This window comes from Chryseobacterium sp. JV274, assembly GCF_903969135.1.
Lineage (GTDB): Bacteria > Bacteroidota > Bacteroidia > Flavobacteriales > Weeksellaceae > Chryseobacterium.
In genome coordinates this window covers 3,705,896-3,724,487 of sequence record NZ_LR824569.1, presented here as the reverse complement: position 1 = coordinate 3,724,487, position 18,592 = coordinate 3,705,896, and the positions used below count along the sequence as shown (strand labels likewise).

Genomic DNA, 18,592 nt, shown 5'->3' with positions numbered 1-18,592 from the left:
GTTAATACAATCTTCACCCGCAAAGGTATTATTATTTTTCTTAAAAAAAAAATATTTTATCTATTAATCAAAACATTATCTTCCGTCAAGGTGATCTCTTTGTCCTCTCCTATTGAAAACATATAGTCTTCTAGAACTTTTTCGGTAGTACCTCTCAACCCTCTTGCGCCTAATCCTTTTTCAATAGTTTCCTCTACGATTCTTTCAATTGCACCATCTGTTATTACCAAATCTGTACCATCCATCTTAAAAAGTTCCACAAATTGATTCACAATTGAATTTTTTGGCTCTTTCATAATTCTTACCAAGGTCTCTTTCGTGAGTTTATCGAGGTAAGTGATGATTGGAAATCTTCCTAAAAGTTCCGGAATTAATCCGAAAGTACGAAGATCAATTGCATTAATATTTGTTAATATATATTCGTCTTCACCGGTTTTATTGATTTTCTCAGAACTGAACCCTATTGCCTGCTTGTTCATTCTTCTTTCAATAATCTCTTTAATTCCGTCAAAAGCACCACCGGCAATAAACAGGATATTCTGAGTATTGACCTGGATATATTTCTGATCTGGATGTTTTCTACCTCCCTGCGGCGGAACATTGACGATACTTCCTTCCAGCAGTTTCAATAATCCCTGCTGTACTCCTTCTCCGGAAACGTCTCTTGTAATACTCGGGTTGTCTGATTTTCTTGCGATCTTATCAATCTCATCGATAAAGACAATTCCTTTTTCTGCTTTTTCCACATCATAATCTGCGACCATCAGAAGTCTGGACAGAATACTTTCAACATCCTCTCCTACATATCCTGCTTCCGTTAAAATAGTGGCATCTACAATACAGAAAGGAACATTCAGTTCTCTGGCGATAGTTTTTGCCAAAAGAGTTTTACCTGTTCCCGTTTCACCTATCATGATGATATTTGACTTTTCAAGTTCCACTTCTCTGTTTTCGTCCTGAGCGTGGAGTAATCTCTTATAATGATTATATACAGCAATAGAAAGCTGTTTTTTTGCCTGATCCTGCCCGATCACATACTGATCAAGAAATTCTTTGATCTCTTTTGGCTTTTTAAGTTCAGCCATACTGTCGGCAGGTGAATATCCTGTTTTGGATGCACCATCTTTTACAATAGCGTGCGCCTGCTCTATACAATTTTCACAAATAAAACCATTCTGGCCAGAAATCAGCATCTGTACTTCATTTCTTTTTCTGCCACAGAAAGAACATTGGTTTGAGTTCATATGATATAATAATATGTATATGTTAAAGAAAATCGTAAAAAATTACTTTTTTACGATTTTCTGATTGTTAAGAATTAATAATTGAGTGTTGAATCTCTGTATATTCTTCGTTCGTTAATTTTAATCTTTCATTTCTAAAATTCATGTCTTCCACCTTGTTTAAAGGAATCAGATGGATGTGTGCATGAGGAACTTCAAGTCCTACCACCGCTACTCCTACTCTTACACATGGAATTGCAGTTTTGATCTTCTTGGCTACCTCTTGAGCAAATCCCCAAAGGTTTTTGTATTCTTCACTTTCAAGATCAAAAATCAAATCCACTTCTTTTTTCGGAACTACTAAAGTATGTCCTTTCACCAAAGGCATTGCATCTAAGAACGCAATAAAGTTTTCATTTTCTGCAATCTTATAGGAGGGAATCTCGCCATTGATGATCTTTGTGAATATAGTGCTCATTTTATCAGAAGTTAGGGGTAGATATTAGAAGTTTAGAAATAGAAACTGTATCAGACTATAAAGAAATGTCTAATACTTCAAAAGACAGTTTGTTTCCGTTTGGTAAAGTAATTTCGGCAGTTTCGCCCACAGCTTTTCCCAACAGACCTTTTGCAATAGGAGTGTTTACAGAAATTCTTCCTGTCTTCAGGTCACTTTCGTTATCCGGTACCAATGTAAATACCTGCTCTTGCTTGGTAGCATTATTTTTAAGTTTCACTGTTGTTAAGATGGAAACTTTTGAAGTATCTAATTGGCTTTCGTCTATAATTTTAGAAGTAGAGATAACGTCTTTCAGCTTAGAAATTCTCATTTCAAGCATCCCCTGAGCCTCTTTAGCTGCATCGTACTCTGCATTTTCTGACAAATCACCTTTGTCCCTTGCTTCCGCGATCTGCTGAGTGATTTTTGGTCTCTCTACAGTTTCCAACTGTTCCAGCTCAGCTTTCATTTTCTCTAGGCCCTCCTTAGTTACATAGCTTGCCATAATTTTCAAAATTTAGTTTTAGTATAAAAAAATAATCCGACATTTGCCGGACAATGTTTTCGTGTTGTAATCGTTTTATTTTTACAAATATATAAAAATTTAAATTGAAATGAAAAAAACTTTTTCAATCTTATCCATTTTCAGTATATTGATTTTCAGTAACTTAACTATAATCTCTTGTGGAAGCAGAGAAGATACTGTGAACTGTTTCCCCAATACTCCCATTAATGTATCCCTTAATCTAAACCTGCCTGCCTACTATGCTTTGAACAATATTAACGGCTGGATTTATGTGAATGAACAGCAGTCCGGAACAAGAGGACTGATTATTGTCCGAACTGCAAATGGATTTAAGGTATACGACAGAAATGCTCCTCACATATGTCCTGATAATAATACAACCCTTGAGGTAAAGGATAATATCGCTATTATCTGCCCGCAGGACAACACAAGATGGATCTTAAGTACGGGGCAGCCAGAAGCTGGAGCTAAAACATCTCTGCCGCCTAAAACCTACCCTTCCAACTATGATGCTCCAAGCAAAACTTTAAATGTTTATTATTAGAATACAAAATGAAGATCGTTATACAGAGAGTCTCTGAAGCCAGTGTAAAAGTAGACGGAAAAATTGTTGGTGAAATCGGAAAAGGATTAATGCTGCTGGTAGGTGTGGATGAAAATGATGAAAAAACAGATGCAGACTGGCTTGTACAGAAGGTTTTAAACCTAAGAATCTTTGGAGATGAAGAGGGTAAACTTAATCTTTCTGTCAAAGATATTTCAGGAGAAATCCTTTGCATCAGCCAATTTACATTGATTGCAGATTACAAAAAAGGCAATCGCCCGTCTTTCATAAAAGCAGCAAAACCTGATAAAGCTATACCTCTTTTTGATTATTTTAAAGAAGAAATAGCGCAATCCGGATTAAAGATGGAAAGTGGAATCTTCGGAGCGGACATGAAGGTTTCTCTGGTCAACGATGGACCTGTCACGATCGTAATGGATTCGGTTACCAAAGGCTAAATGACAGAAATGAGTAACAAAAATATAGTCATTGCTTATCTTGCAGTGACTTTAATTTTCCTGTTTGGAATAGTATTAAGCCTGAACAACTATAGCTTCGCCGGATATTACGTTGATAAAATCATTAACTGGCTCTGGCTGTTGATGACCATTTTTATCATTATCAGGTTTTGGAATAAAAAAGTGATTAAAGTATATTTTGGTCTTTTAATCTCAGGAATCGTTCTCAGCATTTTACCTATGATGATTCCCTTTTTTGGCATCCTCCATTATTTTTCAACTATAGGCTGTGACCAGCGAATTCACCTGAATGATACTTACAGAATGGAAAGAGGACGTCCGGGAGCACTTTACAAACCGCTTATTACGATTTACAAGAAAGAAGGAATCTTTGAAAAACAAATCTCAAGAATTCCTTATTCAAGCATTATAGAAAAAATAGTATGGTCTTCTAATGAGACTTATTTAGATGATAAAAGCCTGCCGATCCAGAAAGCAAAACTCATCAATGTCAATCAGGACAGTATGGGTATTCAGTACCGGATCATGAATAAGCAGAAAGTAATTTACCATAAGAACACATTAAACTGGTTTGATGATTTTTAAAAATTAAACCTACATACCTCAACACAACCATTCAGTGATCCTGGATGGTTTTTTGTAATCATAGAAGGTCTATTTTCCCAACCCCACAGGTTTCAAAAGCGGTGAAGTTTATCATAAAAAATTGATAAGAGTCTTTATACAAAGGAGAAATAAAAAAACAAAAAATAAATTCACAAAAATGTGATTTGTTTTTATTTTATTATTATTTTTGGGATAAATCAAAACTGATTTACAACCATTTAACAAAATCGTATGAAAACAAAAATCAACCTTTTCGCATTGTTTGCGTTCTGCTCTTCCCTATCTTTTGGTCAGGAAAGCCAGCCCAAACTTAATCAGGATCAAAATTCAATCATCTATGTATGCTTTTCAAAAGGCATCAATTCAGAAAAAACTGCATTCAGCAGAAATGCTGATCTGGAGAGATTTTCAAGAGAAAATAACATTTCATTTAAGTACGATCTGGATTTTACAGACCGCAAACTTTATGAAATGGCCAGAAGCAGCAAAGCAATTGGAAACTCCTCAGAATCTGTAGAAAAGCTGAAAAGAATTTATAAGGCTGATCTGCCTCTTCAAAACGAAGAAACTACTCAAAAAATCATTCACAGTCTTGAAAGATTCCCTGAAATAGAATATGTATCTGTGATGAGTGCGGCTCCTATTGAACCTCCTTTGGTAAATGCTTTTGTAGCCACACCTGATCTGGAAAGTATTCAGACTTATCTGAATGACAATCCGGGAATCAATGCAAAATATGCTTGGTCAAGAGGAATCACCGGACAGAATATTCGTGTAAGGGATGTTGAATATGGTTTTTACAAAACTCATGAGATGCTTACCAACCAAAATTCTATACAGCTTGAACCGGGATATTCTCCGAATGCAGGATTAGCTAATAATAACTACCGTGACCACGGAACTGCAGTGGTGAGTATTTTAGGTTCAATAAAAGATAACATTGGGCTTACGGGTGCTGCCTACAGTACTTCTGAAATAAAAGGATATATGGAATGGACCACTGTGGGATACAACAGAGCTTCCGCTGTGAGCAGATCTATTAATGCTTCCCAGTCAGGCGACATTATTTTATATGAAATGCAGACAGGAGGAAAAGACGGCCAGTATTGTCCTGCAGAGTATGACAAAGTAATCTGGGATCTTACGAAAGCAGCTACCGATTCAGGAATTATTATCATTGCCGCTGCAGGTAACGGAAATCAGAATCTGGATGATCCGTTTTATGCAACTTATCTTGCCAGAGGAAATAGCGGTGCTATCATTGTAGGAGCAGGGTCTCCCAATACCACCCATTCAAAATTAAGCTTCAGTACTTATGGAAACAGAGTGGATGTTCAGGGCTGGGGAAGCAGTGTTCTTGCTGCAGGCTATGGTTCTTATGCCAAATATGATAATGATAACAACAGGACTTATAATTATTTTAGTGGGACAAGTTCTGCAACCCCTGTAGTATCTTCTGCAGCTATTTTAATTCAGTCTTTCTATCGTCAGACTACAGGTCAGAACCTGACACCCTCTGCGATGAAAAACCTCTTGATTTCTACAGGAATTCCTCAGGGAGGAACTGTAACCGGTCAGAAAATCGGACCTCTTCCTAATGTAAAAAATGCGATACTGCAATTGGAAAGTAAATTTGCTACCCCTGTAAAAACATTGTCTCCGCTGGAGGTTAAAATCTACCCTAATCCATCCAGCAGTACTCTTGCTATTCAAAGTACAGAAAACAAAAAGCTGGATTTTGAAATCATCAATCTTCAGGGGCGTACAGTGATCAAAAGTGCTGTTTTGCCTAATGAAAAAATTGATATTTCACAACTGCCAATGGGTCAATATATCATCAATATTAATGAAGGCCAAAGAAGGGTTGTTGAGAAATTCACAAAACTATAATAAGATTTTTTATACATTTTACTTCACATTAAACCCTCTTTCAGAATACTGAAAGAGGGTTTTTATTATCAATTTTTATCCGGTTATTTCGCAGGAACGCTGCTGAAATTCAGGGCTACTTTAATGTTCATGTCTGAAGAGGTTTGATTCTTCAGTTCATAGACTGTTCTTACTGTCAATCCTGAGCTTTTTACAATTTCATCCAGAAATCCTGTATCATTCAGATCCAAATTTAAGCTGGAAGAGTTGGTCGATATATTGGAACGTGAAGCAATCAATCTTTCTCCTGTTCCGTTGGATGAAACATATATTTTAACCGTTTTGAATGCACTCAGATTTCCTCCTGAAGGGGAAGCCACAGAAATTTTGGCGTCTGAAATTCTTACGTCTTTAATCTTTGCATTGTTATTTCCTCCAAACCATGTCTGTACATTGGTAGCTGTTGCAGTGGAAGAAACTTCTTTATCTGCAGGAACACCTGTAGAAATTAAAACATTCGTTGTGTAGGGAAATGTATTCTGAACCAGCGACTGTACGGTTCCGCAACTTACGAGTACAGCTGAAGCGGCCATTGCTGTTAGAACTATATTTTTCATAATTTTAAATTTTTAAACTTCATAGTTTAGTTTGCAGAAATTGTACCAAATTGATTTGGTCTTACTCCACACTTATGGTAAAACTTCCCTTGGTATTTCCGGAAGCCATATTACTTTTCCCGATAATCAGCCATACTTCGCCTTTTCCCGGAGTATCATAAGTGATTTCTCTTCCGAAAGGTCCATCGTAGTCTCCATTAGGAAGTTTGATCTGATTGAAACGGATATTGAAATCTTTCTCTTTGGTTGAAATTTTTGCTTTGATATTCGGGCGGTCGTAATGGGTCAGTTTTAAAACCAATTCCTGATCATCTTTTTTAAATTCTTCTCCCAATGTAAAAGGAAGCTGGGTAGCATCCGCAGTTCTTATGATCTGCCTTTCTTTTTCAGTTCTCATTACACCTTTACGCAAAACTTCTTTGGTAGCGGGAGCATTGTTAATAATTGAATCTCTTTTTCTCAATGCTGCAGAATCTGCTTTTACAACGGAATCCGGCATTTCTGTTACGATTGTAGAATCCTTGTCCTTAACTGCTGTCACGGCAGGTTCTTTTTTACATGAAATAATAATCAATGGAATCAACAATAAGCTTTTTTTCATAATAATTAAGTTTAAGAATGTACCAACATATCATTCTGGTGAGCTCTATTAAATGCTAAAACTGTTCCAATCCTACTCTACTAAATTATTTTCCGGCTTCAATTCTCTTTCGTTATTTGTTTCAACCCATTTAAATGTAAAATACATAAAATTGAGCATAATTCCCATCAAAACAGTAACACCCCATGTCTTGGTATATTCCAGCGGATAAATAAACCGTACTATAATATCAGAGAACAGACCAAAAGGATTATTGAGCACATCCCAGCTGTTCCATCTCAGAAATCTTCCCAAATAAACTCCAAAACTGCTCATGAAAAGAAAGAATATAATCACCCCATTGATACTGCTTCTCTTACCATAAGCAGAAAGGATTTTTTCAATATCATTAAGACTTATAAAACCACAGATCAGACCCGTCCACGCATAGGAAAGAATGACAATCAGATCATACCATATCGGTATTGAATTTCTCGCCCTCAGATGAAAGAGGTCTGTGAGAATATAGGGTGAATTGGGGAAGAACAAAATCCAGACGACAATAATAAAGATCAGTGATATTTTACTTTTGATATTAAAAGCAAGGATAAAAGAGCTTAGTAATAAAGGAATCCATGCCAGAAAAAGATTCCAGTTGAGAAACAAAAACACCTTTGTATCACTTATATAATATCTGAAGGCAGAGAGACTGAAACAGAATACAGTCATCAATATCAGCAGCATATTGATTTTAAACCTTGAAGAGGCAACGAGCTTTTTCATGATCGGCTATTGAATGGTTTGATAGTAAATAATCTTTGAAAGGAATGTTTTGGAGGTTTCTTTTTTCACTTTCGCCTGCAAGGTCTTTTTAAGTTTCTGATCATTTTTTTCTTCTGCATACCTCAACAGGGCTTTTTCGCTGAAATTGATAGAAGTTAAATGGTAGTTGACTGCAAAATCTTTTCTTTTCATATTCTGTGAAGTAATGAAGCCTCCCCAATTGAAGTAACTGCATACTAAAATGGTTCCATAGAAATACCAAACCATTGTATTGACAAGGAATATGTTTCTTTTCTTCTTTTGAATTTTAATAAAGGTCAAAGCAAGACCCACTATTGATAAAAGCAGGAAAGCAAAAACGCCCAGTCTTTTATAAGTGAATGCATAATTCACGATGTACTCATAATTTTTAACAGCGGCTGACACGACAAGGATAACATTGAGGAAAATCCAGATTTTGGCTAAGATTTTTAATAATCCTGCTTTCGGATCAAAATTAAATCCTGATTTAAAATAAAACATGATAACCAGAATAGCCATTATGATAGACATAATTACCGCATTCACTCTTTCATGGGTTTCTTCTGAAAGCTGAACGGGTGTTTTTACGGCTTCATAAAACTGTTCATAATTGTAAGTAATAATAAAAAAGACCAGTAAAATATTCAGCATAACAAAAGAGATAACTCCGCTCATTCTTTCGGCACTGAGATCGAGAAAGGAATAGGTAGCCTTCGGTATCCGGGAATCTTTTTGAAACTCATTATCCAAAAAGTGGTTGTTTTTGTAGATGAGTTTTTCCACAGCGTAGTTCCAGTAATTGAAGGCAATAAAAAAACCCAATACAAAGAGACAGAATACCTGCCACAGATTAATATCCAGTTCATAATCTGTGAAAAGGGCAGCAAAATGATCACTTCCAGCGGAATAAATTCCAAAGAAAACGGAAACCAGCACCAGCGGAATGACAATGAAAGCGAATGTCTTTTGCCACAATCCGGGAACATTCTTTTTGGGAAGCCATTCATCAAAACTGAAAAAACGGCAGAATGAAGTGCAGCAATTCACAATAAAAACCGGAATCAAAAAGAGAATTTTCAGCCTTCTGTTCTTTGATTTATATCCCAGCAAAAGCAGCGAACTGACCACCGCAATAAAGGAAGGGAAATCTCCATACCACGCAAATGCAATACTGGATAAAATGCTTGTTGCAAAAAGAATATACAGGGTTCTTGTTTTATTTTTCTCCGGAATCTTAAACAGGGTTAATACGGCATAAATGATTCCCAGAATTCCAAGGTTCAGTCCCATATCCTGATCGTAGAAGACAATGACAAACAGGATGGCGGTAAGAAATATATAGTGATGTGTTTTCATGATATTTAAAGATTGAAAAATTAAAAGATTAAAAGAGTTAGATTTTGAGAACCTCATCGAGCCAGCTAAACTGCGTCAATATATAGAGATACAAGACTGTTATCGGAATATTGACAAGTAAAAGTAAAACTGAATTGCCGGATGCTTTCTGATCTGAAACATCAGTAAGATAGATAATAAGCTCATGCAGAAGAATAAACATATTAATCACAGCGGTTACCAGTACATAATAAAAGCCAAGCTCAATAAAAAATTCTGCTCTTAGCAACCAAAATGCAGCCAGTAGAAGCGTTCCCAACAGAAAAGAAATGATGAATGATCTTTTCCCAAGCGGGCTGAATTTTATTTTCCTCATGGTAATTCGTTTTAATGAAGAACAACAGTTTCTTTCTGTTGAATAAAATCCATTACGTGTTCATACTTCTGGTTCAACAATCCTTCAAAATCCCAGTGATAAAAGGCGCGCATATTCTGTCCCTTTCTATAGGCCCTGATATAAATTTTCACATATTCAGGCAGAATAATTGTTCCTAATACGATTGCGGCCAAAAGATGTGCATTGAGCTTACCATTTCCTAACAACAGGTACTGCATGGCTATTTCATCTTCAAAGTTGGTCCCACAACCGGTGATCAGGTGGTGTACATCATGGTTTTCCATTTTGGGGATCATTGAAAAGCCGTGTTTTCTGTAAAATTCACCAAGTTTTCTTCCCAGGGAATCTTCCTGAAATTCCAACAGCTGTTTTTCATTGAACTGCCATTGTCTTTTTTTCTTTTTAAAGTATTTTCTGTATAATTTTTGAGTTTTGTCGTACACAAAAAGCAAAAACTGAATGCGTATTTTTTTCATAGTGTATTTATTTTAATGCAGACTATTAAGCCCTATGGCTGTATAAAGAATTGCAATGGGTATATTGATCAAAAGAATTCCAATAGCTTTCAGACATTCATTCAATCTTGATCTGTATACTAAGCCATAGATCAACAGACCTAGTATTGCCAGTAAGTTCAAATATGTTCCAAAAATTAGCAGCATATATCCTCCTATTGCAAATTCTTCCATCTTTGTTGTCAGGTATCCAATAAGACACATGCTCCCCAACACCACAAACACTGCAAACAGAGACTTACCGAGGTATAGAATTTCCTGGCCTTTTACCATTTTTTGATTTATTATTTCTGAATCTTTCATCATTTTTTTTAATAAGTAATCCAACCAATTAATTTCCGGCAAACGGACTTCCAAAAATGCCTACAGCAAGCTCCACCCAGATCAACGCAAGAGCCAGCAGAATGAAAATGCAGATCAAAACTTTCTGACTTTGTTTTTTAATTTTATTTCTGACCATGTTGATCAAAAAAGCTGTTGTAAAGAGTAATGCTCCTGCTATGAGAAAATCTGAAGCTGACCAGTTTACTTCTTTAGAAAGTAAATTTCCCAACAATGGAATACACAGTAAAACCAATGGAAGGGCATAAATTGTGACTGTTTTTTGTTTTTGTGTTATCATTTTATTAAAATTTAAATTATAAAGTACTTTGTAATTCAAAGTTAATTTTCAAAAAAATATAGGACTATCGTCCCAATAATTTTTCAAGAGCATCCAAATGTTCGGTAAATGCTTGTCTTCCACTCTGTGTAACACGATAAGAGGTTTTGGGCTTCTTCCCGACAAATTCTTTTTTTACTTCAATATATCCTGCTTTCTCCAACGCATTGCTGTGACTGGCAAGATTTCCATCTGTAATTTCCAATAAAGCCTTCATTTCTGAAAAATCAACCCAGTCGTTGACCATAAGAACGGACATGATGCCCAGTCTTACACGGCTTTCGAATTCTTTATTGAGTTGATTTATTTTGATCATAATTTTTAATTTTTATTGGGGAAAGCATTGATTTCCGATCGCTCCTCCTCCGTATTGAAAAGCTAAATTTCTGTTTACCAATACATATTCACAACCATCATTATATTTACTTCGGTCAGTCTTTATTTTTTGAAAAATATTAAAAGAAAACATTCCCAAGCCACTTCTTTTAAAACCTATTTTTAAAGGTTCTCCATCTTCTACAGAAATACAGTTTGCTTTATCTAATTTATTTTTCAATACTGCAACCTGGCTTTCGTTCCATCCTACTAAGCCTTTAAGCTTTTCTGTAAATAAAACATTAGAATTTAGATTCCAGTCTTGATAAATCACATTGGACGAATCTTTAGATGTTATCCTTAATCTTTCAAATATTTTATCATTTTTAAATTCTATATCTACAGAATAATTTTTAGGTTTGATTTTGTTATAATAATTTATCAGATCTTTAATTTCAGTTTCTTTTGAATAATATTCATCCTTTAATTCAGTTACCGAATAACTTTTATCAAAACTTCCAAAGGCACAACCAATCATTAAAACCGTTACAATAGAACCCATCAAAAATACTCCTCCAATTACAGAAAAAATTATCAGTAGATATTTGAAAAAACTATTCACTTGATTACTTATACTTCTTATGCATAATCAATCCATAAACAATATGCAAAACTCCGAAACCAATAGCCCAGAATACTAATCCCCAGCCTAGGATAAATAAAGAAATAAGTCCTAAGACAATCTCAAAATACCCCAGATATTTCACATCCGTTAATGTATATCGTTCTGCGGCCACCAGAGCCAATCCATAAAAAATCAGAGTAGCCGGAGCTATGAAAACAAAAAGATGATGATAAAGAAGCGCAAGACAAAAAACGCCTCCTGCCACTAAAGGAACTGCAAAGGTAATCAAAAGCCGTTTTGTAGTAACATCCCAGATCTTCACCCCTTTCTTTTTGCTTTTATTGGCGGTAAAAATATAACCACTAAGGATCGCAACAACCAGAATTATGATGCCAATCAGCACAAGCTCTTTCACCAAAGCCGGACCGAGAATATTTCTGTCTCCATCAAAATAGCTGATTCCTTCCCTCTGAAAAACAAAATACACATATATAGCCCCAATAATTGCCGTTAATCCGGCAACAACTCCGGATAACCCACTTAAAGAAATGAATCTGGAAGACCGCTCCATCATGGAACGGATATGGGATAAGTCTTCGTGATAGTTTTTTGTTTCCATAAAAAGAACTTTGAATTACAAAGTTATAATTTATTTTGAATCTGCCAATTAATTATTTTAAATTTTATTAATCTTTTTTTCATATCCCATTTCGGCAATTCTTAACTTTAAGAAAATATAATTTAATTGACTTACTATGTCAGAAATACCAATAGACTGTCCGCAGGTACAATTGGAGGAAAATATCCCTCTGAGTGATGAGGAAGTAAAAAAAATTGAAGAAGAGCAAAGAAAACTAGCCCGCATAATGCCTGCCATCCTGGGTGGCTGTTCACTTTTTGGAATCCTGGTGAACCCTGAAGATTATTCTCAATATAAGACCTGAACAAAAGCCGTTGTTATTTATTTAAAGTACAGCAAAACAGCCCTTTCTATCAGGAAATTGTGATGACTCTGCAGCAACTGACATTCGTTTTAACAAAAAGAAAACCCCGCCAAAAGCGAGGTTCTCAGAATATATTAAAATTTGTTGTTTTTATAGTGGGTTTTGAACAATCAATGGATTTGCATTGATCTCAGTTCTTGGAATCAGGAATTCCCAACGTAAATCTGTATTGGCAACTGTCATAACGTTATTAGTAACCACAGAAGAATGGTTCGCTCCTGTTCTATCTAAACCTTGATTAAGTCTTTTCAGATCCAGGAATCTGAAACCTTCACCCCATAGTTCAATCCTTCTAGTGTTAAGTACTTCTGTAAGATACGCAGCTCCTGTAGCTGAAGTCCCTACATAATTATTAACATCAGGATCAGTAAATCTTCTTTTACCTAATGTATTCAATGCTACTTTTGATCCTGCCTCGTCACCTAATTTTGCTAAAGCCTCTGCTTCTATGAGATACATTTCAGCAGCCCTCATATAAGGTACATCAACTCTGCTGTCGGCCTGACTTGCAGCTATAAATTTCTGACTTGTATACGGAAATTTAGAATATGTTGAAGGCAAAGCAAGAGCTGTGTGTGCTCCTGTCGGATCAAAATTATCAATTCTAACATCTTTTTTATTGAGAAACATCTGGTATAACTTACTATTAATCGCTTTTGGAGCCTGGCGAATATTGGTTGAGTTAAAGTTTCTTGACATATATGCCCCAAAATTCGAAAATGTATCTCCCTGATCTGCTATGATTGTAGCTCCCCACATCCACTCACTGTTTCCTGCCAGATTGTTGAATCCAGCAGTATAAGCCGTCTTATCCATCAAATCGAATCCTGCACGAGCAGACTGAGCAGCCGTTACAGCAGCAGCGTAATTCCCCTGTGTCAATGCAATTCTGGCTCTTAATCCTAAAACCACTTTGTCATTGAAATGCGATTTTGTAGCTCTGGTAACTCCTGCAAGTCTCGTCGCTGCTTCATTAAGATCTTTGTTGATCTGGGTATACACCTCTTCAACTGTATTCCTTGCTAAAGGTATTTCATTCGCCACTAGCCTTATTGGAACCCCAAGTTGAGTATTGTTAGCACCCGGCACATATCTTTTACCATAAATCTGAACCAGCATATAATAACAGAAAGCTCTGAAAGCATATGCTTCACCAATTGCTGTTTTAATAGTAGCAGCATCAGCAGCAGTTGGCGTAGGAACTGAAGGACCATTAGCAATAACTAAATTTGCATTTCTGATCAACGCATAGTAAAACTGGTAAGGGTAAAAATCATTGGACCCACTTTCATTCACCTGATCCTGCCATCTTACTGTTGATACATACCAGCCGTTTCCTGTAGATGGAAATACAAGATCATCAGCCAAGGCATCCATCATAATCATGATACCTCCCTGACCATTCTGGCCCTGACTATCATTTTGTCTTGAGTACATATCTCTATGCATCCCGTTTACAATCGCCATAAGGTTCGCTGCACTTGAGTAAGCCGCTTCTTCAGAGGCTGCAGTCGTAGGATCTGTTTCAAGATAATCACTTTCACATGAAACCATTCCTGTAAAGACTGAAAGAACAACAGCCCATTTTATATATTGTTTTTTGATATTTTTCATTACTTAATTATTTAAAATGACACATTAAACCCTATCGTTACCACTCTCGCCGGAGTATATCTGTTTGATGCAGTACCGTTGGCTGCCTGAGCTGGCTCCAATCCTTTTCTGGCTGTTTTACTCCATAAATTTTCACCAGAAACAAGAATTCTTAATCCTGATACTCCAAGTTGAGATAAAGTTTCCGGAGCAAAGCTATAACTTAATGTAGCCTGTCTCAATGTTATAAAATCTGAGCTCACCAGCCATCTTGAAGAATTACCGGCATTTGAACTTGTATATGTTGACGAGTTCAATGCAGGCACATCTGTAATCTGCCCCGGAGTAGTCCATCTATCCAGAATATCTGTACTTAAAGCTCCTCCTTGTGAGTAAGCAGACATTAATGCCGCATAATTAGAGTCATAGGTTTTTCCGCCTAACTGATAAGTAAACATTGCCGACAATGACCACTGCTTATAAGTAATCGCTGTTCCAAAACTTCCAAACAAATCAGGAATTGCAGTTCCGGAATAATCATACTTTGCTTTATTAAAATTGGTGGTAACTTTTTGGCCATTCACCGTTCTGATATCAGCCGCTGTTGTATTAGCAAATGCATCAGCAACCAGGAATAAAGGTGAACCATCCGCCGGATCTACTCCATACCACTGTCTTAACCAATAATCATATATTGAGTGTCCTACAGAAACTTTCTTCGTTCCATTGATGATTTCCGTGATCCCATCAGTAAGTTCTGTAACCTGGTTTTTAAGTGTTGATGCATTCGCATTGATATTCCATGTGAAATTTTGAGTTTTAATAACGTCCGCATTAATACTGAATTCAAATCCACGGTTATACATTGTTCCCACATTTCTACTGATCGTATTATCCGGAACACCTGCAGAAACTGGAAGAGGAACGGGGAAGATCAAATCTTCAGTAACTCTGTTATAGTATTCTACAGATCCTGTAATTCTGTTATTTAAAAATCCAAAATCAATCCCTACATCAGTTTGCTTATTAGCTTCCCAGGTTATGGTAGGATCTGCTAAGAAACCAAATAAGATTCCAGGTTCCTGAGCATTATTATACCCTAAGGTATAAGTACTTTTGTACATATAATAACTGTCTGTTCTGTCGTTTCCAACTTCACCATATGAACCTCTCAATTTCAGTTCACTGACAAGGTTAGAATTACTTAAGAACTCTTCTCCTTTTATTCTCCATCCTGCACCAACAGACCAGAATGAATCCCATCTTACATCTTTGGCAAATCTGGATGAGCCATCCCAACGGATAGATCCTGAAAGTAAATATTTTGATTTGTAATCATAATTCAATCTTGAAAACACCCCTTCTTTTCTATAATTGTCTGTACGGGAAGTAAGTGTTGCAGGCGTTACAAAGTTGATCAACTCATCATTATCGTCAACAATCTGGCCTTTTTTATATCCGTACAGATATTCATACATGAATTTATAGCTTTCATGTCCTAAAAGGAATTCAAAATTATGATCGTTGAATTTTCTTTTATAGTTTAAGAGCTGATTCCAGGTAAAAGTCTGCTCCGTAAAGCTATACTTCTCTGCTGAACCTCCCGGAGCTGCATCTCCGATAATTTTATTTCCATAGGTACTTCTTCTGTTATTTCTGATGTCGTACCCTACATTGGTAGATAAAGTAAGATACGGATCTACTTTGATTTCAGCATAGGCTCTGGAAATGATGTAGTAATTTTTAGAAAGATCTTTATTTAAAAGCGTTTCCTGAATTACGTTTCTTCCCGCCGCTGCATCAGCACCTCTGGCACTTCCCGGATCATATACGATGTTCCCTGCACTGTCATAAAGGGTTGCAAATGTATTAGGATCATGAGCATAAGGACTGTAAATAGGCCCCATCGTTCTTGTCCATCTGTATGGGTTGATATAAGCGGAATTATTATCCACACCTTCCACGGAATTGTTTCCATTAGAAGATACTCCACTGATACTTGTTCCTAATTTCAACCAGCTTTTAACTTGTGAATCTACTTTCAATCTTGCTGTAAATCTTTCAAAATCTGATTTGATAAGATATCCTGTTTCATTGGTATATCCTACTGAAGAAAAGTATGTCGTTGTATTACTCCCTCCACTGTAATTCAACTCATAATTCTGTCTGAAACCCGTATTCATCAAAGGTTTCTGCCAGTCTAAATCTGTATATTTAAGTTTAGCATCAGGATTTAAAACACCATTGACTACTAACTGATTATCAGGGACATTAAAAACATTGGTTTTCAAAACTCCGGAAATCAACTGTGCTGTAGCATAAGCATTCGCATCAGTTATAGTCGTACCAGGTATTGAGGTCATTCTGCCATTTCTTATTGACTCCCAGATAAGCGGATAATATTGATAAACATTTATTCTGTCATATTCCGGGATTGATCTTCCTACCGCTCCGGTACTCATACTAAAGTTGAAAGCATCTTTTCCTTTTCTACCTGATTTTGTGGTAATCAAAACAACTCCATTAGCGGCTGCAGAACCATACAACGAGGTAGAGGCAGCATCTTTCAGGATATTGAATGAAGCAATATCATTGGGATTGATAGCAGCAAGAGAACCGGTATATATAGTCCCATCTACTACATATAAAGGATTTGTTGTAATACCATAAGAACCTATTCCACGGATTTGAATACTTGGCGAACTTCCCGGCTGTCCTGTACCGGTACTTACTTTAACCCCGGCACTCGCTCCGTCTAAAGCTTGTCCGATACTCGTTATGGGCCGGTCTGCAAATTGTTTAGCTTTTACTTCGGTATTGGAACCTACCATAGTTTCCCTTTTCTGGCTTCCATAAGCTACCACAACGATCTCATCAATCTTAGTATCCTGCGGTATTGTGTCACGTTTTGTTTTTTGAGCCTCCACCAGATGTCCCCCTACAAAGAACAGCACAGCAGTACTCAATATTAATTTCATTTTCATATTTAACATATTTTAACAGTATGAAAGCAAATATATACAATAAAAACTATTGAAAACGCAAAGAAAATGATATTTTAATTAATTAAATTTAATCAATTTAAAATTTTAATCAAAATTTGACTATTTATTAAAAAAATATGTTAAAATTGAGTTAAATAAGTTTATTAAAAAGAAGAAAATGTCGTAAAATAAGTTAAAAACACATCAAATAGAAACCAAAATAACGATTTAATTAACAAAAGAATATTAAAACACCCAAATAATTAAACCAAATCAATTCTACAAATACTAAAGAATAACTTTTGAATAATGCAATATTGAAATACAAAAGACATAAAAAAATCCGGCGAAACAAATGTTTCGCCGGATCATGTATAGATTAGAATCTTATTATTTTTTTTAATAAAGAAGAAATTTATTTCGCTCTCAACTTTTCTTTAATAGACTGAATATTTTTCTTGGCTGAATCTTCCAGGATAAGACTTGCGCTCATATGAATTCTCGCCGGCATCAATTCGTTGAAGTGGTCTGTTCCCTCCCATGACACTTTTTTAATTAATGCTAAAGCTTCACTGTTTCTTGACGCTAAAGTCTGTAAAAAATTCTCCAGTTTCTCATCCATCTCCTGAATAGAATCTGATACGGAATGATAGACATTATGCTGCTCAGCCCATTCAGCAGATCTGAAGTCTGCATCAATAGCCATCGCAGAGAATTGTGACTTTCCGATCTTTCTCTCTACATAAGGTCCTATTACAAAAGGTCCTATTCCAAGATTGATCTCAGTAAGTGCTAAAGCCGAATCTTTCGTTGCAAAACAATAATCTGCTCCACAAGCAATTCCAACTCCTCCGCCAGTTGTTTTTCCCTGAACTCTTACTACTACGATTTTTCCGCAGTTTCTCATAGCATTCAACACTTTTGCAAAACCACCAAAGAATTGTGTGGAAGCTTCCAGTTCTTCAATAGCTAAAAGCTCATCAAAACTTGCTCCTGCGCAGAAAGCTTTTTCACCTGCACTTTTTACTAAAATAGCTTTCACCTCATCTTTCGCTCCCTCTTCAAGAATGGTTTCTGCCAGTTTTTCTAAAATAGCTCCCGGAAGAGAATTGCTTTTGGGTGTTCCGAAACTGATCTCAGCAATATTATTTTTAATTTCTGATGCTACAAATTCGCTCATTTTTATTTTTATTGGATTCTTACAAAAATACGAAATACAGCTCTTTCAGAGAAACTTAAAGATAATAATTTCTATTATAGATATACCATTTATAAGATTCCCCTTACGTAGAAATACGGAATCTATAATTTGGTATTTTCTACTCTAGCACTCCCTTCTTATTAATCGTTCCTTTGGCTTAGAATAATAACCAAAGGCGGAATCTGAAAAGCCCATAACAGAGTAAGAAATTTAAA

The 18,592-nt window shown here is 36.0% G+C and carries 22 protein-coding genes; 5 read left to right on the top strand and 17 right to left on the bottom strand.

Going from position 1 to position 18,592, the window contains the following annotated elements:
- Window positions 1-56: 56 nt before the first annotated feature.
- The 3 genes from clpX to greA all read right to left on the bottom strand — a co-directional run bounded on the left by clpX (window position 57) and on the right by greA (window position 2,227).
- A complete protein-coding gene (clpX, locus tag CHRYMOREF3P_RS17220; RefSeq protein ID WP_077413716.1) occupies window positions 57-1,244 on the bottom strand; it encodes an ATP-dependent Clp protease ATP-binding subunit ClpX in 1,188 nt (395 codons plus the stop codon).
- A 67-nt stretch (window positions 1,245-1,311) separates the two neighbouring features.
- Entirely contained in the window at window positions 1,312-1,701 is a 390-nt protein-coding gene (locus CHRYMOREF3P_RS17215) for an HIT family protein (RefSeq protein ID WP_077413717.1), read from the bottom strand.
- 55 nt (window positions 1,702-1,756) lie between these two features.
- Entirely contained in the window at window positions 1,757-2,227 is a 471-nt protein-coding gene (gene greA, locus CHRYMOREF3P_RS17210; protein WP_047420150.1) for a transcription elongation factor GreA, read from the bottom strand.
- A 109-nt stretch (window positions 2,228-2,336) separates the two neighbouring features.
- Here greA and CHRYMOREF3P_RS17205 point away from each other — a divergent pair, with 109 nt between their 5' ends.
- The 4 genes from CHRYMOREF3P_RS17205 (at window position 2,337) to CHRYMOREF3P_RS17190 (ending at window position 5,767) form a co-directional block, all read left to right on the top strand.
- Window positions 2,337-2,792, top strand: a complete 456-nt coding sequence (locus tag CHRYMOREF3P_RS17205; RefSeq protein WP_077413718.1) for a hypothetical protein — start codon at window positions 2,337-2,339, stop codon at window positions 2,790-2,792.
- Between the two features lie 8 nt (window positions 2,793-2,800).
- Window positions 2,801-3,250 carry a D-aminoacyl-tRNA deacylase gene (gene dtd / locus CHRYMOREF3P_RS17200; RefSeq protein WP_077413719.1) on the top strand — a complete coding sequence of 150 codons (450 nt, stop codon included), beginning with the start codon at window positions 2,801-2,803 and terminating at the stop codon, window positions 3,248-3,250.
- Window positions 3,251-3,259: 9 nt separating this feature from the next.
- Window positions 3,260-3,856, top strand: a complete 597-nt coding sequence (locus tag CHRYMOREF3P_RS17195) for a hypothetical protein (protein WP_139348461.1) — start codon at window positions 3,260-3,262, stop codon at window positions 3,854-3,856.
- A 252-nt stretch (window positions 3,857-4,108) separates the two neighbouring features.
- On the top strand, window positions 4,109-5,767 hold the full coding sequence (locus CHRYMOREF3P_RS17190; protein WP_180565114.1) for a S8/S53 family peptidase: 1,659 nt from the start codon (window positions 4,109-4,111) through the stop codon (window positions 5,765-5,767).
- An 83-nt stretch (window positions 5,768-5,850) separates the two neighbouring features.
- On the opposite strand, the gene CHRYMOREF3P_RS17185 is transcribed toward CHRYMOREF3P_RS17190, so the two are convergent.
- The 11 genes from CHRYMOREF3P_RS17185 to CHRYMOREF3P_RS17135 form a co-directional block, all read right to left on the bottom strand.
- Complete coding sequence (locus tag CHRYMOREF3P_RS17185) at window positions 5,851-6,363, bottom strand: hypothetical protein (RefSeq protein ID WP_077413722.1); 513 nt, start codon at window positions 6,361-6,363, stop codon at window positions 5,851-5,853.
- 61 nt (window positions 6,364-6,424) lie between these two features.
- Window positions 6,425-6,964, bottom strand: a complete 540-nt coding sequence (locus CHRYMOREF3P_RS17180) for a hypothetical protein (RefSeq protein ID WP_180565113.1) — start codon at window positions 6,962-6,964, stop codon at window positions 6,425-6,427.
- A 72-nt stretch (window positions 6,965-7,036) separates the two neighbouring features.
- Window positions 7,037-7,726, bottom strand: a complete 690-nt coding sequence (locus tag CHRYMOREF3P_RS17175; RefSeq protein ID WP_180565112.1) for a DUF1361 domain-containing protein — start codon at window positions 7,724-7,726, stop codon at window positions 7,037-7,039.
- A 6-nt stretch (window positions 7,727-7,732) separates the two neighbouring features.
- Window positions 7,733-9,103, bottom strand: a complete 1,371-nt coding sequence (locus CHRYMOREF3P_RS17170; RefSeq protein WP_180565111.1) for a DUF4173 domain-containing protein — start codon at window positions 9,101-9,103, stop codon at window positions 7,733-7,735.
- Window positions 9,104-9,140: 37 nt separating this feature from the next.
- Complete coding sequence (locus CHRYMOREF3P_RS17165; protein ID WP_180565110.1) at window positions 9,141-9,458, bottom strand: hypothetical protein; 318 nt, start codon at window positions 9,456-9,458, stop codon at window positions 9,141-9,143.
- Window positions 9,459-9,469: 11 nt separating this feature from the next.
- Entirely contained in the window at window positions 9,470-9,955 is a 486-nt protein-coding gene (locus CHRYMOREF3P_RS17160) for a Coq4 family protein (protein ID WP_180565109.1), read from the bottom strand.
- 12 nt (window positions 9,956-9,967) lie between these two features.
- Window positions 9,968-10,300, bottom strand: a complete 333-nt coding sequence (locus tag CHRYMOREF3P_RS17155; protein WP_077413727.1) for a hypothetical protein — start codon at window positions 10,298-10,300, stop codon at window positions 9,968-9,970.
- Between the two features lie 25 nt (window positions 10,301-10,325).
- A complete protein-coding gene (locus CHRYMOREF3P_RS17150) occupies window positions 10,326-10,616 on the bottom strand; it encodes a hypothetical protein (RefSeq protein WP_180565108.1) in 291 nt (96 codons plus the stop codon).
- 64 nt (window positions 10,617-10,680) lie between these two features.
- Window positions 10,681-10,971, bottom strand: coding sequence for a winged helix-turn-helix domain-containing protein (locus CHRYMOREF3P_RS17145; protein WP_077413729.1), 291 nt, complete (start codon window positions 10,969-10,971; stop codon window positions 10,681-10,683).
- A 12-nt stretch (window positions 10,972-10,983) separates the two neighbouring features.
- Window positions 10,984-11,535, bottom strand: coding sequence for a hypothetical protein (locus tag CHRYMOREF3P_RS17140; protein ID WP_180565107.1), 552 nt, complete (start codon window positions 11,533-11,535; stop codon window positions 10,984-10,986).
- Between the two features lie 61 nt (window positions 11,536-11,596).
- Entirely contained in the window at window positions 11,597-12,214 is a 618-nt protein-coding gene (locus CHRYMOREF3P_RS17135) for a hypothetical protein (protein WP_180565106.1), read from the bottom strand.
- Window positions 12,215-12,350: 136 nt separating this feature from the next.
- On the opposite strand from CHRYMOREF3P_RS17135, the gene CHRYMOREF3P_RS17130 reads away from it, so the two are divergent.
- Window positions 12,351-12,539, top strand: a complete 189-nt coding sequence (locus CHRYMOREF3P_RS17130; RefSeq protein WP_180565105.1) for a hypothetical protein — start codon at window positions 12,351-12,353, stop codon at window positions 12,537-12,539.
- A 150-nt stretch (window positions 12,540-12,689) separates the two neighbouring features.
- Here the strand turns inward: CHRYMOREF3P_RS17130 and CHRYMOREF3P_RS17125 are convergent, their stop codons facing one another.
- The 3 genes from CHRYMOREF3P_RS17125 to CHRYMOREF3P_RS17115 form a co-directional block, all read right to left on the bottom strand.
- On the bottom strand, window positions 12,690-14,213 hold the full coding sequence (locus CHRYMOREF3P_RS17125; RefSeq protein WP_180565104.1) for a RagB/SusD family nutrient uptake outer membrane protein: 1,524 nt from the start codon (window positions 14,211-14,213) through the stop codon (window positions 12,690-12,692).
- Between the two features lie 11 nt (window positions 14,214-14,224).
- Window positions 14,225-17,176 (bottom strand): SusC/RagA family TonB-linked outer membrane protein, encoded by a 2,952-nt coding sequence (locus CHRYMOREF3P_RS17120; protein ID WP_232539051.1) that lies wholly within the window; start codon window positions 17,174-17,176, stop codon window positions 14,225-14,227.
- 415 nt (window positions 17,177-17,591) lie between these two features.
- Window positions 17,592-18,356, bottom strand: a complete 765-nt coding sequence (locus CHRYMOREF3P_RS17115) for an enoyl-CoA hydratase/isomerase family protein (RefSeq protein WP_180565102.1) — start codon at window positions 18,354-18,356, stop codon at window positions 17,592-17,594.
- Between the last annotated feature and the right edge of the window lie 236 nt (window positions 18,357-18,592).